The sequence below is a fragment of the Streptomyces viridochromogenes genome (genome assembly GCF_001270495.1).
GTDB classification, from domain to species: Bacteria; Actinomycetota; Actinomycetes; order Streptomycetales; family Streptomycetaceae; genus Streptomyces; species Streptomyces viridochromogenes_A.
In genome coordinates this window covers 1-12,784 of the sequence record NZ_LGUR01000162.1, presented here as the reverse complement: position 1 = coordinate 12,784, position 12,784 = coordinate 1, and the positions used below count along the sequence as shown (strand labels likewise).

The 12,784-nt window shown below is 70.1% G+C and carries 12 protein-coding genes and 1 pseudogene; 4 read left to right on the top strand and 9 right to left on the bottom strand.

The genetic code is table 11. The features are described 5' to 3' along the window. Positions 1 to 14: 14 nt before the first annotated feature. The 3 genes from ADK36_RS16550 to ADK36_RS51445 all read right to left on the bottom strand — a co-directional run bounded on the left by ADK36_RS16550 (position 15) and on the right by ADK36_RS51445 (position 2,705). Positions 15 to 1,232, bottom strand: a complete 1,218-nt coding sequence (locus ADK36_RS16550) for an acyl-CoA dehydrogenase family protein (protein ID WP_048580025.1) — start codon at positions 1,230 to 1,232, stop codon at positions 15 to 17. Between the two features lie 36 nt (positions 1,233 to 1,268). Continuing rightward, positions 1,269 to 2,399 (bottom strand): dimethylsulfone monooxygenase SfnG, encoded by a 1,131-nt coding sequence (gene sfnG, locus ADK36_RS16545; protein WP_048580024.1) that lies wholly within the window; start codon positions 2,397 to 2,399, stop codon positions 1,269 to 1,271. 225 nt (positions 2,400 to 2,624) lie between these two features. Further along, the gene (locus tag ADK36_RS51445; protein WP_361305046.1) at positions 2,625 to 2,705 is read right to left on the bottom strand and encodes a putative leader peptide; all 81 of its coding nucleotides are present in this window, start codon (positions 2,703 to 2,705) and stop codon (positions 2,625 to 2,627) included. A gap of 137 nt (positions 2,706 to 2,842) precedes the next feature. On the opposite strand from ADK36_RS51445, the gene ADK36_RS16540 reads away from it, so the two are divergent. Further along, positions 2,843 to 3,748, top strand: a complete 906-nt coding sequence (locus tag ADK36_RS16540) for a LysR family transcriptional regulator (protein ID WP_048580127.1) — start codon at positions 2,843 to 2,845, stop codon at positions 3,746 to 3,748. Between the two features lie 10 nt (positions 3,749 to 3,758). Here the strand turns inward: ADK36_RS16540 and ADK36_RS16535 are convergent, their stop codons facing one another. The 6 genes and pseudogenes from ADK36_RS16535 to ADK36_RS50220 all read right to left on the bottom strand — a co-directional run. After that, on the bottom strand, positions 3,759 to 4,745 hold the full coding sequence (locus tag ADK36_RS16535) for an ABC transporter substrate-binding protein (protein ID WP_048580023.1): 987 nt from the start codon (positions 4,743 to 4,745) through the stop codon (positions 3,759 to 3,761). A gap of 56 nt (positions 4,746 to 4,801) precedes the next feature. Next, a complete protein-coding gene (locus ADK36_RS16530; protein ID WP_048580022.1) occupies positions 4,802 to 5,566 on the bottom strand; it encodes an amino acid ABC transporter ATP-binding protein in 765 nt (254 codons plus the stop codon). Further along, positions 5,563 to 6,498 (bottom strand): amino acid ABC transporter permease, encoded by a 936-nt coding sequence (locus tag ADK36_RS16525; RefSeq protein ID WP_053198115.1) that lies wholly within the window; start codon positions 6,496 to 6,498, stop codon positions 5,563 to 5,565. The genes ADK36_RS16530 and ADK36_RS16525 overlap by 4 nt, the downstream gene beginning before the upstream one ends. A 24-nt stretch (positions 6,499 to 6,522) precedes the next feature. Then, positions 6,523 to 7,485: an ABC transporter substrate-binding protein gene (locus ADK36_RS16520; protein ID WP_053198067.1), complete on the bottom strand. Its 963-nt coding sequence runs from the start codon at positions 7,483 to 7,485 to the stop codon at positions 6,523 to 6,525. Continuing rightward, positions 7,482 to 8,012, bottom strand: coding sequence for a GNAT family N-acetyltransferase (locus tag ADK36_RS16515; protein WP_048580020.1), 531 nt, complete (start codon positions 8,010 to 8,012; stop codon positions 7,482 to 7,484). The genes ADK36_RS16520 and ADK36_RS16515 overlap by 4 nt, the downstream gene beginning before the upstream one ends. 128 nt (positions 8,013 to 8,140) lie before the next feature. Next, a pseudogene (locus tag ADK36_RS50220) lies at positions 8,141 to 8,290 on the bottom strand (LLM class flavin-dependent oxidoreductase); the annotation flags it as partial. A gap of 572 nt (positions 8,291 to 8,862) precedes the next feature. On the opposite strand from ADK36_RS50220, the gene ADK36_RS16505 reads away from it, so the two are divergent. From ADK36_RS16505 to ADK36_RS16495, 3 genes are all read left to right on the top strand, one after another. Further along, positions 8,863 to 9,861, top strand: coding sequence for an amino acid ABC transporter permease (locus ADK36_RS16505; protein WP_048580018.1), 999 nt, complete (start codon positions 8,863 to 8,865; stop codon positions 9,859 to 9,861). Continuing rightward, a complete protein-coding gene (locus ADK36_RS16500; protein WP_053198064.1) occupies positions 9,858 to 11,819 on the top strand; it encodes an FAD/NAD(P)-binding protein in 1,962 nt (653 codons plus the stop codon). Before ADK36_RS16505 ends, ADK36_RS16500 begins: the two co-directional genes overlap by 4 nt. A 356-nt stretch (positions 11,820 to 12,175) precedes the next feature. Beyond that, positions 12,176 to 12,784, top strand: a 609-nt coding sequence (locus tag ADK36_RS16495; RefSeq protein ID WP_159391165.1) for an ABC transporter substrate-binding protein, incomplete at its 3' end; no start/stop codon positions are given.

The window sequence follows — 12,784 nt, the reverse complement described above, 5'->3', positions numbered from 1 at the left end:
GGAGGACCGACCTTTCAGGAGTACCAGGTGGGCTGCGGCAGTTCGCCGGTGAGGACGTGGCGGCCGACCTCGCGGCGCTTGTAGGCGACCGGGTCGTGGAGGGTGTGGGTGCGGACGTTGCGCCAGAAGCGGTCGAGGCCCTCGGTGGAGGCGGTGGCGCGGGCGCCGGTCACCTCGAAGATCCGGTTGGTGACCTCCAGGGCCACGTCGGTGGCGCGGGCCTTCACCGCGGCCACCCGCACCTCGAACTCGCCGCGGGCCTGCTCGGTGACCGCGTCCGGGTCGTCGTGCAGCTTCTGGCCCTCGGCGGCCACGGCGTCGGCGAGTGCCTCGGCGGCCCACAGCTTGGCGGTGAGGTCGCCATAGGTGTCGATGACGTACGGCTCGTCGACGGCGTGCTCGTGACCGCCGTGCAGCCAGGCACGGGACTTGGTCCGGGTGTAGGTGGCGGCGGTCTCCAGGCCGCCGGCGGCGATGCCGAGGTAGAAGTTGACGAAGACGAGCTGGATGGTCGGCACATTGAGGGTGTTGTAGATGCGCGGCCGGAACTGCTTGTCCACGTATCCCGCCGCGGCCGACCAGGGCACGCGTACGGCGTCGAGGGTGACGCCGCCGCTCTCGGTCAGGCGCTGGCCGATGTTGTCCCAGTCGTCGTGGAAGGTCAGGCCCTCGCTGTCGGACGGGACGATGGCGAAGACGTGGTCGTCGGTGCCCTCCAGGACGCCTTCGAGCACGGTGACGTCGGAGACCTTGCTGCCGGTGGAGAAGGTCTTGCGGCCGGTGAAGGTGAGGGTGTCGCCCTCGTCCCTCACCACCACGTCCTCGTCCCGCGGGTTGACCGCGCCGCCGAAGAACCACCGGTTGCGGGCGGCCTCGGCCTCGACCTGCTCCCACTGTTCGCGGGTGCCGACCAGTCGGGCGGCCCAGTTCCACAGGTAGTGGTAGCCGAGCAGCTGGCCGATGGAGCCGTCGGCCTTGGCGACCTCGCGGACCACGCGGTAGGCGGTGGGCCAGTCCTGGCCCGCGCCGCCGTGCTCGACGGGGCCGAGGAGGGTGACGAGGCCGGAGTCCTTCAGCAGTTGGACCTCGGCGTACGGGGTGGCGGCCGCCTTGTCGCGGGCGGCGGCGTCGGTGGCGAGGACGGCGGCGACCTCGGCGGCGCGGGCGAGCCAGCCCTCGGCGTCCTTCGGGGCGGGGGCGGTCTTGAAGTCGGCCGGTGCGGCGGTGCTCATGGGGATCCCCTTGTCAGCTGTGGGTGTGGGTGGCGGTCAGGCGTGGGCGGCGGCGACGGGCTCCGACTCGGCCTCCTGGGCCTCCAGTTCGCGTACGAGGGGCAGCACCCGCTTGCCGAAGTACTCGACCTCCTCCAGGTAGTGCAGGAAGCCGAGGAGGAAGAGGTCGACGCCGAGCCGCTTGTAGGCGACGATCCGCTCGGCGATCTGCTCGGGCGTGCCGATCAGGCCCGTGCGGAAGCCGTCGTTGTACTGGACGAGGTCCTCGAAGCCGGAGTCCTGCCACATGCCCTTGCCGTCGGCGGTGGACGGACCGGCCTGCTGGACGGCGTCGCGGAAGCCGTGGACGGCCTCGGTGTTGGCCTTGGAGACGATCTCGCGCAGTGTGTCGCGGGCCTCGGCCTCGGTGTCGCGGGCGATGAGGAAGCCGTTGAGGCCGAACTTCGGTGCCGTACGGCCCACTTGGGCGGCGGCGGCGCGGACGTCGTTGATCTGCTCGGTGACGCCGTCGAAGTCCTTGCCGTTGCTGAAGTACCAGTCGGAGACCCGGCCGGCCATGGCGCGGGCGGCGGTGGAGTTGCCGCCCTGGAAGATCTCCGGGTGCGGGCGCTCGACGGTGTTGAGCGGCTTGGGCTTGAGGGAGAAGTCACGCAACCGGTAGAAGTCACCGGCGAGTTCGGTGTGGTCCTCGGTCCAGATCTTGCGCAGGGCGGTGATGAACTCCTCCGAGCGGCGGTAGCGCTCGTCGTGCTCCAGCCACGGCTCGCCGAGGGCGGTGAACTCTCCTTTGAACCAGCCGCTGACGACGTTGACGGCGAAGCGGCCGTTCGAGAGGTGGTCGGCGGTGGCGCCGAGCTTGGCGAGGACGCCGGGGTGCCACAGGCCCGGATGGACGGCGGCGATGACCTTGAGCCGCTGGGTGGCGAGGAGCAGGGCGAGGCTGAAGCTGGTCGACTCGTGCTGGAACTCGGCGCCGTAGCTGGCCATGTAGCGGACCTGGCTGAGGGCGTAGTCGAAGCCGTTGCTCTCGGCGAGGACGGCCAGTTCGCGGTTGTAGTCGTAGCCCCAGTCGGTGCGCTGCTCGATGGTGCTGGTGACCAGGCCGCCGCTGACGTTCGGCACCCAGTAGGCGAAGCGGACGGGGTCGGATCCGGGCGGTACGGGCATGGGAACTCCTGGCATGACTGCGCACGCGAAACGGGGCGCGTGCGTGACAGGGAAACGTGTTCGGTGACCGGGATTCAGGCGTGCGGGAACGCCGTCCCTGGGAAAGCGGAAATCACGAGCCGAAACCACGGGCCGAAATCACGACGGAATTCGGCCGGCGGTGAAATGCGCGAAGAGAGAGCGGCGTGAGTGCGAGGGTTTCCCTCGGAGGCCGAGCTCGTGCGCTCAGACCCGACAGCGACAGCAGGAGCTGGAGACACGCGCGAGGTCGACGTGGCGTCGCTGCGTGAGATCCGGTCGCTTCATGCCATCGATCAAAGCAGCGGGGAGTCCGGCCGGTCAAGAATGCCCGGACGTGATTCCACATGCTGAGAGTCGGTATTCACGAGGTTGTGACAGGATTTCCCTTGAACGCGGCGCGCGGCCGGCGGCACGCACCTGTCGTGCGTATCGAACAGCTGGAATACATCGCCGCCGTCACACGCCTGGGGTCGCTGCGGCGCGCCGCCGAGGAACTCCATCTGTCCCAGCCGGCGCTCAGCGAGACGGTGCGCAATCTGGAGCGGGAACTCGGCGTGGACCTGCTGGAGCGCAAGCGGTCCGGGGCGAAGATCAGCGACGAGGGGCGGGAGCTGCTGCCGCACATCATGAGTGTGCTGGACGCGGTCGACCGGCTGCGCGGGGCGGCCGGGGACCAGCACCGCATCAGCCGCATGGTCCGGCTCGGCACGGTCAACACGGCCACTGTCCCGCTGGTCATCCCGACGGTGCGGGAGTTCCGGGCCTCGCACCCGCTCACCCAGGTCGAGTTGGCCGGGGCGCAGCAGGCCGAGATCCAGCGCGGGCTGCTGGAGGGGGCGTTCGACCTGGGGCTGGTGAACTACCTCGGGGGCGACGACCTGCCGCCCGGCTTCGAGACCACCGAGCTGCTGCGCGGCCGGCCGGTGGTGTGTGTGCGTCCGGACAGTCCGCTGGCGGCGCTGGAGGCGGTGGACGCGGAGAGCCTCCTGGCCGAGCCGCTGGTGGTGATGCGGTCCGGCTATGTCATGCACCGCTTCCTGCACCGGCTGCTCGACGGCCGTACGCCGTCGTTCTCGTACTCCACCGACGGCGCCGAGATGGGCAAGCTGATGGTCGCCGAGGGCCTGGGGGCGACGGTGCTGCCCGACTTCAGTGTCCTCGGTGACCCTCTGGAACGGCGGGGCGCGATCACCGTACGGCCGCTCGCGGGGGACGAGACCGATGTGCTGCTGGTGCTCCAGCGCCGGCACTCCGGCTCGGTCCCCCGGGCGGTCCGCGATCTGCACGAGCTGTTCGTGCGCAACGCCCGTGCTTACGAGGCCCCTTGAGGGGGCGCCGCTACTTGTTGGTCCTGGGCAGGCCGGGCGGGTTGATCTCCGACTCGGTCACGGCCTCGCCGGACAGGCCCCAGCGCTTGAGTACCTTCGCGTACGTCCCGTTGTCGATGACGTGGTCGAGGGCGTCGGCCAGCGGCTTGACCAGGCCGCTGTCCTTCTTGGTGGTGGCCGCGATGAGGCCCTGGAGGGTGGCGCCGGCGCCGGAGTAGGTGCCGACGACCTCGGTCTTGCCGGTGGTGGCCGCGTGGTAGGCGGCGGTCGGGTTGGGGCCGAGGTAGAGGTCGATACGGCCGGACTGGAGAGCGAGGTAGGTGTCGCTGTCGTTCTGGTAGTACTTGATGTCCACCGGCTTGCGGCCGGCCTTCTCGTTCTCCTTGCTCCACTCGATCAGCAGCTTCTCCTGGTTGGTGCCGCTGCCCACGGCCACGGTCCTGCCCGCCACGTCCTTCGGCCCGGTGACCTTCAGGCCGCTGCCCTTCTTGGCCTCGAAGCCCAGGTTGTCCTCGCGGTAGGTGGCGAAGTCGTACTTCTCCTTGCGCTCCTCGGTGACGGTGATGTTGCTGAGGCCGGCGTCGTACTTGCCGCTGTCGAGGCCGACGAAGATGTTCTCCCAGGACACCGTGTTGATGTCCGGCTTGAGCCCGAGGACGTCCGCGACCAGGTAGGCGAGGTCGGGTTCGACGCCGATGACGGTCTTGTTGTCGGTGGCGTAGAAGGTCAGCGGCGCGGCGGAGCCGGAGGAGGCGACGAGTTCCAGGGTGCCTCTCCTGCGGATCGCCTCCGGCACCTCGGCGGCTATGGAGTCGACCTTGTCGGTGGTGACGCGGTCCTGGTCGGGGCTGATGTTGATCTTCGTCGTGCCGCCCGACGTGGCCGCGACCTCGGTGGTGCCGCCGTCGGTGGGGTTGGCGCAGGCGGCGAGGACGAGGGCGGATGCGAGTCCGAGCGCGGCTGCGGCGGGACGGCGGCGGGCGAGGCTGGTGGACACGGTCGTCCTCCTTGCGTGCGGAACAGGGGCTTGGGAGCAGAGGTGGTGAGGGCGGGTCAGAGGACCTTGGAGAGGAAGGCGCGGGTTCGTTCCTGGCGCGGGTGGTCCAGGACTGCCGCGGGCGGGCCCTGCTCCACGACGACTCCGCCGTCCATGAACACCACGGTGTCGGCGACCTCGCGGGCGAAGCCGATCTCGTGGGTCACGACGATCATGGTGGTGCCCGTACTGGCCAGGTCCTTGATGACGTCGAGGACTTCGCCGACGAGTTCCGGGTCGAGGGCCGAGGTGGGCTCGTCGAAGAGCAGCACCTTCGGTTCGAGGGCGAGCGCGCGGGCGATGGCCACGCGCTGCTGCTGGCCGCCGGAGAGCTGGCGCGGGTAGGCGTCGGCCTTGTCGGCGAGGCCGACCAGTTCGAGAAGCCGGCGGGCGGTGTCCTCCGCCTCCTTGCGGGGGCGGCGCAGGGCGGAGACAGGAGCCTCGACGAGGTTTTCCAGCACGGTCAGATGCGGGAAGAGGTTGAAGTTCTGGAAGACGAACCCGATGTTGGTCCGCTGCTTGAGAACGTCCTTCTCCTTCAGCTCGTGCAGCTTGTTCCCCGAGCGGCGGTAGCCGATGAGCTCGCCGTCGATGCTGACCCAGCCGCGGTTGACCTTCTCCAGGTGGTTGATGGTGCGCAGCAGCGTGGACTTCCCGGAGCCGGACGGGCCGAGGATCACGGTGACCTCGCCGGCGCGGACGCTCAGGTCGACACCGCGCAGCACCTCCAGCGGACCGAAGCTCTTGTGGACGCCGTGGACGTCGACCATGACGGCACTCATGAGTTCTCCTTCGTCACGAACCGCTGCCGGACGCGCTGGAGCGGGGTGGGCGGCGGGGTGCGGTCGGCGCCGCGCGCGTAGCGGCGCTCCACGTAGTACTGGGCGACCGAGAGGAGGGACGTGAGGACGACGTACCAGGCGGTGGCGACCAGCAGCAGCGGGATCACCCGGCCGTTGCGGCCGTAGATCACCTGTACCTGGTAGAACAGCTCGCCGATGGACATCACGTAGACCACGGAGGTGCCCTTGAGCAGGCCGATGATCTCGTTGCCGGCCGTGGGCAGGATGGCGCGCATGGCCTGCGGCAGCACGATCCGGCGGATCTGCCGCAGCCGGGGGATGCCCAGCGCCGCGGCCGCCTCCAACTGCCCGTGGTCCACGGAGAGGACGCCGCCGCGCACGATCTCGGCGGCGTAGGCGGCCTGATGCAGCGTCAGTCCGATGATGGCGGCACCGATGGTGCCGATGAGGCTGTTGCTGTCGACGGACCAGAACACCGGGCCGAAGGGGATGCCGACACCCAACTCCTTGTACAGGGCGCTGAGGTTGAACCAGAACACCAGCTGCACGATCATCGGGATCGACCGGAAGATCCAGACATAGGCCCAGGCGACGGTCGAGAGCACCGGGCTGCGCGACATGCGCATGAAGGCCAGCACGGTGCCGAGGAGGAAGCCGAGGACGGTGGCGTAGGCGGTGAGCTGGAGGGTCACCCACACTGCCTGGACGATCGTCTCGGAGAAGACGTAGTCCCGGAAGACGTTCCATTCCCAGACGGGGTTGGTGGCCAGGCCGTGGGCGAACTGGGCGACCAGCACGATCACGGCGACGCCCGCGGCCCAGCGGGCGTAGTGGCGGGTGGGGACGACCTTCAGCTCGGCGGGGTCGTCGGCAGGCTTCGTGGCCGGTTCCTGGAGGGTGTCGCCGCTCATGGACCTGGTGTCGCTGCTCATGGGTCACCTGCGCTCGGCCGGGTTGATCCGCGACGCGTCGATCGCGGAGGCGGCGGTGCCCCACTTGGCGAGGATCCGGGCGTAGGTGCCGTCCTTGATCAGCTCGTCGACGGCGGCCTGGAATGCCTTGGTGAGCGGGGAGCCCTTCTTGAAGGCGAAACCGACGTCGAGTCGGTGGAACTCGCCGAGGAAGGTGGTCCCTGACGCGGGCTGGGACGCCTGGTAGCGCAGGCCGTTGATGGTCGACATGATCACGTCGATCCGGCCCTGCTGGAGCGCGGTGAGCGTCGCCGCGTTCTCCGAGTAGACCTTCACGTCGTACGGCTTCTTGCCCGCCTCGGCGCAGACGCCCTTCTGTGCGGTGAGGGTCGCCTCGAAGGTGGTGCCGGCGCCGGCGCCGATGGTCAGCCCGCACAACTCGGTGAGGTCGGTGACCTTCGCTTTGAGGGCGGTGTTGCCCTTCTTCACCGCGAAGCCCTGGCCGTCGTTGATGTAGGTGACGAAGTCGATGGTCTTCAGGCGCTCGCTGGTGACGCCGAAGTTGCCGGTGCCGAAGTCGTACTTGCCGCTGCCGAGGGCGGGCAGGATCGTCTCGAAGGAGGCGTCCTGGCGTTCCAGTTTCACGCCGAGCACCTTGGCCACGGCGTCGGCGAGGTCGATGTCCTGGCCGACGGGTGCCTTGTCGGTGCCGTTCGGGTAGTACGCGCCGGGCGGGAACCCGATCGAACTGCCGACCCGCAGCGTGCCCGCCTTGCGTACGTCGGCGGGCAGCAGGGCGGCGACGGAGTCCACCTCGTGTACGGCGGCGACCGGGTCGTCGGTCGGCGCGGGAGATGCCTGGGCACCCACCGCCGCCGCGCCGCCGGTGTCACCGGAGCCGGAGCCGCAGGCGGTCAGCGCGAGCAGGGGCAGCAGGGCCAGGGCGGCGGCGCCGCGCAGGCGGGTTCCGAGCGTGCGGATGTTCACTGGTCGGGGGCCTTTCCCGTGCGTTCCCGGACGGCGCGGTCCCGGACCGTGAGGTGCTTCTCGAACGGCAGTGGGCCGATGGTTTCCGGGTCGGCCGCGGTGTCGAAGAGCGGTGTGTAGCCGGTGGCCAGATACAGGCCGCGGGCCTCGGGCTGGCGGGGCCCGGTGGTCAGATAGATCCGCCGGTAGCCGCGGGCGCCCGCCGCGCGCTCCAGTTCGGCGATGACGCGCCGGGCGAGGCCGCGTCTGCGGTGCGCGGAGTGGGTCCAGATCCTTTTCAGCTCGGCCGTGGTCGCGTCGTACCGGCGGAAGGCGCCGCCCGCGACGGACTCGCCGCGGTCCAGCAGCAGCAGGAGCAGACCGCCGTACGGCTCGGTGAACTCCTCGTCCGGGTAGCGGGAGATCTCCGCGTGCGCGTCCTTGCCGTAGCGCGTGGAGTACTCGTCGCCGAGTTCGCGCAGCAGGGGCTCGACCCTGGGGTCGGAGACGGGTACCTGAATGGCCGTCAACTCCGGTGCGGAGGTCATACGTTCACCGCCGCGAGGGCCTGCTCCCGGGTGCCGCGCGCCGCCCGCTCGGCGTCGCGCTTTGCGACCTCCTCACGGACGATCGGGATCACGTGCCGGCCGAAGTCGACGGCGTCGCCCAGCAGGTCGCCGTAGGCGAACAGCACCCGGTCCCAGCCGTGGTCCTCGTGCGCCCGGGCGAGCCGGAGTGTGTACTCCTTGTCGAACGCGGCGCCGGAGCGCGGCGTGGTTTCGGAGCCGTCGTTGGTGGCGGCGATGCCGAGGAACTCCACGGGCATGGGCATGACCTTTCGGGAATGCCGCGCGCGGGCAGCAACGCATGACGGAACCGCCTTGCGCGCAGGCATGGGTGACGAGCCGTCAGTCGACAGCTGACGGTTTCGGTACGGGCGTGACGACGCCGGGCGTCGGTGAGGACGGAACGCGGTGGTGCGGCAGCGCGCGAAGAGGGAGCTCGGCCCGCGACGGGGTCACCGAGGGAGGGAAGGGCCGGTCAGAGGGCCCGCTGCCGAGTCAGGCGCAACACGCCGCGGACCACACCCGACCGAAGTCGATGTGATCGCGCGTGACCAAGCGCTGCTGGGCAGTCATGCGACCAATTGAGCAGGACATCGTGCTCCCCGTCAAGCAGCTCCCGGATGCCGGAACGCCCGGACAGCCAGCTGCCGGCACGCTGTTGACACATCAACGGCATGGGCACATACGATCGACGTCGGATCGGCTCCGCGTTGTGCGGCAGCCCCTCCGGCCGCGTTGAGGGACGCGGCGAGCGTGACGACGCCGAACCCCGGCCGCACCGAGTGCCACCGGGGTCACCCACGCCCGCGTTCCCTCCCCGGAGAGCCTCCCCATGGTCACCTCGCCCGATCTCACGTCCGATCCCGCAACGAAGAGTCCCCCGCTGGTCGGCGTCGACCCGCCACGGATCGTGCCCCGCCGGCACGCCGGACGGTGGCTGACCGCCGCCGTCGCCCTGCTGTTCTTCGCGATGGTGCTCAACTCGGTGGTCCGCAACGAAGCCTTCCAATGGGACGTGGTGGGCCGGTACTTCACCACCTCCGCCGTGCTCGACGGACTGCTGCTCTCCCTGTGGCTGACCGCGGTGGTGATGGTGCTCGGCTTTCTGCTCGGCACCGTGCTCGCGGTGATGCGGCTCTCCGCCAACCCCGTGCTGCGCACGCTGAGTTGGGGCTATGTGTGGATCTTCCGGTCCACGCCGCTGCTGGTGCAGCTGCTGTTCTGGTTCAACATCGGCGCGCTGTACCCGACGCTCGGCCTCGGGATCCCGTTCGGCCCGGAGTTCGTCACCGTCAAGACGGTCAACCTGTTCGGCCCGACCCTCACCGCCGTCATCGGCCTGACCCTGCACGAGACCGCCTACGCCGCCGAGGTCGTGCGCGGCGGCATCCTCTCCGTGGACGCCGGACAGACCGAGGCCGCCCAGGCACTCGGTCTGAGCAGACGCCGCGCCCTGCGCCGGATCGTCTTCCCGCAGGCGATGCGCTCCATCGTGCCGACCGCCGGGAACATGCTGATCGGCACCCTGAAGGGCACCAGCATCGTCAGCGTGCTGGCCGTGCACGACCTGCTGTACTCGGTGCAGCTGGTCTACAACCAGACCTACCAGGTCATCCCGCTGCTGATGGTCGCCACGCTGTGGTACATCGCGGTGACGACGGTGCTCAGCGCGGGCCAGTTCTACGTCGAGCGGTACTACGCCCGCGGCGACTCCCGCACGCTGCCGCCCACTCCGCTCCAGCGGCTGCGCGGGCACCTGACCGCCGTACGCCTCCGGCTGAGCGCGGCGACGGCCGCCGACGCCCGCCCGGCGATCGGCGGTGACCGGTGAGCGGCAGCTCCGCCCCGGCCGTCCTGGCCGTCGTCGGCGCGGGACCGCGGGCCACGGGGCTGCTGGAGCGGATCGCGGCCAACGCGCCCGAACTGTGGGACGGGAAGCGGGAGTTGCGCATCCACCTGGTGGATCCGCACCCGCCGGGGCCTGGACGGGTGTGGCGGCACGAGCAGTCCGGTCTGCTGCGGATGAACAGCATGGCCGAGGACGTCACGATGTTCACCGACGAGTCGTCCACCATCGAGGGTCCGGTACGGCCGGGCCCCTCGCTCGCCGAGTGGGCCGCCCAGTTCTCCGGCACGGGCCCGCGCCACGCCCCGTACGCCGAACCGGCCGACCCGGAGGTGCTCGCCGAGCTGCGCTCGCTGGCCGGGAGCGACTTCGCCACCCGCCGCGCCCAGAGCGCCTACCTGGACTGGGTGTTCCGCAGGGCGCTGGCCGAGCTGCCGCCCACGGTCACGGTCGAATGGCACCGCACCACCGCGACCGCCGTCACCGGCCCCCCGGACGGTCCGCAGCACGTGCACCTGGCCGACCGCGCGACCCCGCTCACCGCCGACCTGGTGGTCCTCGCCCAGGGCCACATCGGCTCCACCCCCGCCACCACGCACCGCGACCACGCCGCCTTCGCCCGCCGCCACGGACGCTTCCACCTCCCGCCGGAGTTCTCCGCCGACGCCGACCTGTCCGCGCTGCGGCCCGGCGAACACGTCCTCCTGCGCGGTTTCGGGCTCGCCTTCATCGATCTGATGTCCCTGCTCACCGAGGGCCGCGGCGGCGCCTTTCGCACCGAGCCGGACGGCACCCTCACCTACCTCCCGTCCGGCCGCGAGCCCGTCCTGCACGTCGGGTCACGGCGGGGAGTGCCGTACCACTCCAAGACCCGCTACCAGCTCCGGGGCCCGCGACCGCCGTTGCCGCGGTACTTCGGCCCCGGTGCGGTCGAGGCGCTGCTCGCCGAGGAGCGTCCGCTGGATCTGCGGCGCGAGGTATGGCCGTTGATGGCCAAGGAGATCGGCTTCGGCCACTATCACGAGCTCTTCCACGCCCACCCCGAGCGCACCGCCCTCCCCTGGCCGGACTTCGTCGCGCAGTACGACCGCCTGGACTGGTACGGCGACGAGATGACCGCCCTCGTCGCCACGGCCGTACCGGACCCGGCGGACCGGCTGGACTTCGAGGCCCTGGACCGCCCCTTGGACGGCCTCGCCTTCCCCACCCCGGACGCCTTCCAGGACCATCTGCGCGACCACATCGACCGGGACGTCACGCGCCGCGAGGACCCGGAGTTCAGCGCCGACCTCGGGGCGTTCCTCGCCCTGCTCTCCCTCTACGGACAGCTGCCCCGTCTGGTGGCCGCCGGACGGCTGACCGCACGGTCCGTCGCCGAGCAGCTCGACGGCTGGTGGCAGGGCTTCTTCAGCTTCCTGGCGTCCGGGCCGCCCGGCTTCCGGCTGCGCCAGCTGCTGGCCCTGTCCCGGGCCGGGTTCGTCCGCTTCCTCGGCGCGGACATCCGGATCGGCACCGACGAAGGTACCGGCACCTTCACGGCGACCAGCCCCACCGTCCCCGGCCACACCGTCCACGCCACCGCCCTGATCGAGGCGTATCTGCCCGGCCCCTCCCTCGACCGCACCGAGGACCCCCTCCTGCGCGATCTGCACCGGGCCGGCGCCCTCACCGAGGAGATCATCAGCGACCCCACCCACACCCACCGCTCCGGTCTGCTCGCCGTCTCCCCCACGGACGGCCACGTCGTGGACCCCTCCCTGGACGGCACGCATCCCCGCCGTATCGCCCTCGGCGCGCCCACCAACAGCCGGGCCGTCGCCGCGTTCGCCCGCCCTCGCACCAATGCGCCCGCTTTCCGCCAGAACGATGCGGTCGCGCGTGCGCTTCTGTCCGCCTTGAGTTCGCAATTCTCAAAAGGCGAGATAGTCGCGTCCATCATGTGAACAACCCCTTGGGGTCGGCGCCCGCTTCTGCCACGATCCCCATCAACCAGGTAGGAAAACTAGGAATCTGTGGGGGTGGGGTCGCCATGAGCACGCGTAACCACACAGACCAGTTGCTGCCTCTGCTGACCTCGCGTCGCCACATCGACTTCGGACGTACGTCCAGCGCCATCTGTCGGCCTGTCTGAGCCACCGCGGTACCCGCCCGCACCGCACACGCACGCACACACCTGCCAGCCCAGTACTCCCTGCCGTCCCCGTCGGGACGGCGGGCGAGCGGTGTGCCGGTGCGCATCCAGAGGCCGCGAGCCTCGCACCGTACGTTCCTGATCACTCATCCCTGAGAGGACACCTCCGTGTCTGCCGCAAGACCGCTCTCCGCCCTGCGCACCCTCGCCGTCATAGCGGCGCTCCCCCTGCTGCTGACCGCCTGCGGCTACGGCGCCGAGTCCACCGACGACGGCAAGCAGGCCGAGGTCGCGGCGGACGCCAAGAAGCTCTCCGTCGACGAAGTGAAGATCGGCTACTTCCCCAACCTCACGCACGCCACCGCCCTGGTGGGCGTCCAGGAGGGCCTGCTCCAGAAGGAGCTCGGCGGGACCACGATCAAGGCGTCGACGTTCAACGCGGGTCCGTCGGAGATCGAGGCGCTGAACTCCGAGTCCATCGACATCGGCTGGATCGGCCCCTCCCCCGCCATCAACGGCTACACCAAGGCGGACGGCAAGAACCTGCGGATCATCTCCGGGTCGGCCTCGGGTGGCGTGAAGCTGGTCGTCAACCCCGAGAAGATCAAGTCCCTGAAGGACGTCAAGGGCAAGAAGATCGCCACGCCGCAGCTCGGCAACACCCAGGACGTGGCGCTGCTCAACTGGATCTCCGGGCAGGGCTGGAAGGTCGACGCGGAGAGCGGCAAGGGTGACGTCTCCGTCGTCCGTACGGACAACAAGATCACGCCGGACGCC

What these genes read in the sequence shown, in the direction of transcription:
- ADK36_RS16550 (WP_048580025.1), bottom strand. Translation starts at nt 1,232, where the DNA reads ATGAGCACCGCCGCACCGGCCGACTTCAAGACCGCCCCCGCCCCGAAG.
- sfnG (WP_048580024.1), bottom strand. Translation starts at nt 2,399, where the DNA reads ATGCCCGTACCGCCCGGATCCGACCCCGTCCGCTTCGCCTACTGGGTG.
- ADK36_RS51445 (WP_361305046.1), bottom strand. Translation starts at nt 2,705, where the DNA reads ATGAAGCGACCGGATCTCACGCAGCGACGCCACGTCGACCTCGCGCGT.
- ADK36_RS16530 (WP_048580022.1), bottom strand. Translation starts at nt 5,566, where the DNA reads ATGAGTGCCGTCATGGTCGACGTCCACGGCGTCCACAAGAGCTTCGGT.
- ADK36_RS16525 (WP_053198115.1), bottom strand. Translation starts at nt 6,498, where the DNA reads ATGAGCGGCGACACCCTCCAGGAACCGGCCACGAAGCCTGCCGACGAC.
- ADK36_RS16515 (WP_048580020.1), bottom strand. Translation starts at nt 8,012, where the DNA reads ATGACCTCCGCACCGGAGTTGACGGCCATTCAGGTACCCGTCTCCGAC.
- ADK36_RS16505 (WP_048580018.1), top strand. Translation starts at nt 8,863, where the DNA reads ATGGTCACCTCGCCCGATCTCACGTCCGATCCCGCAACGAAGAGTCCC.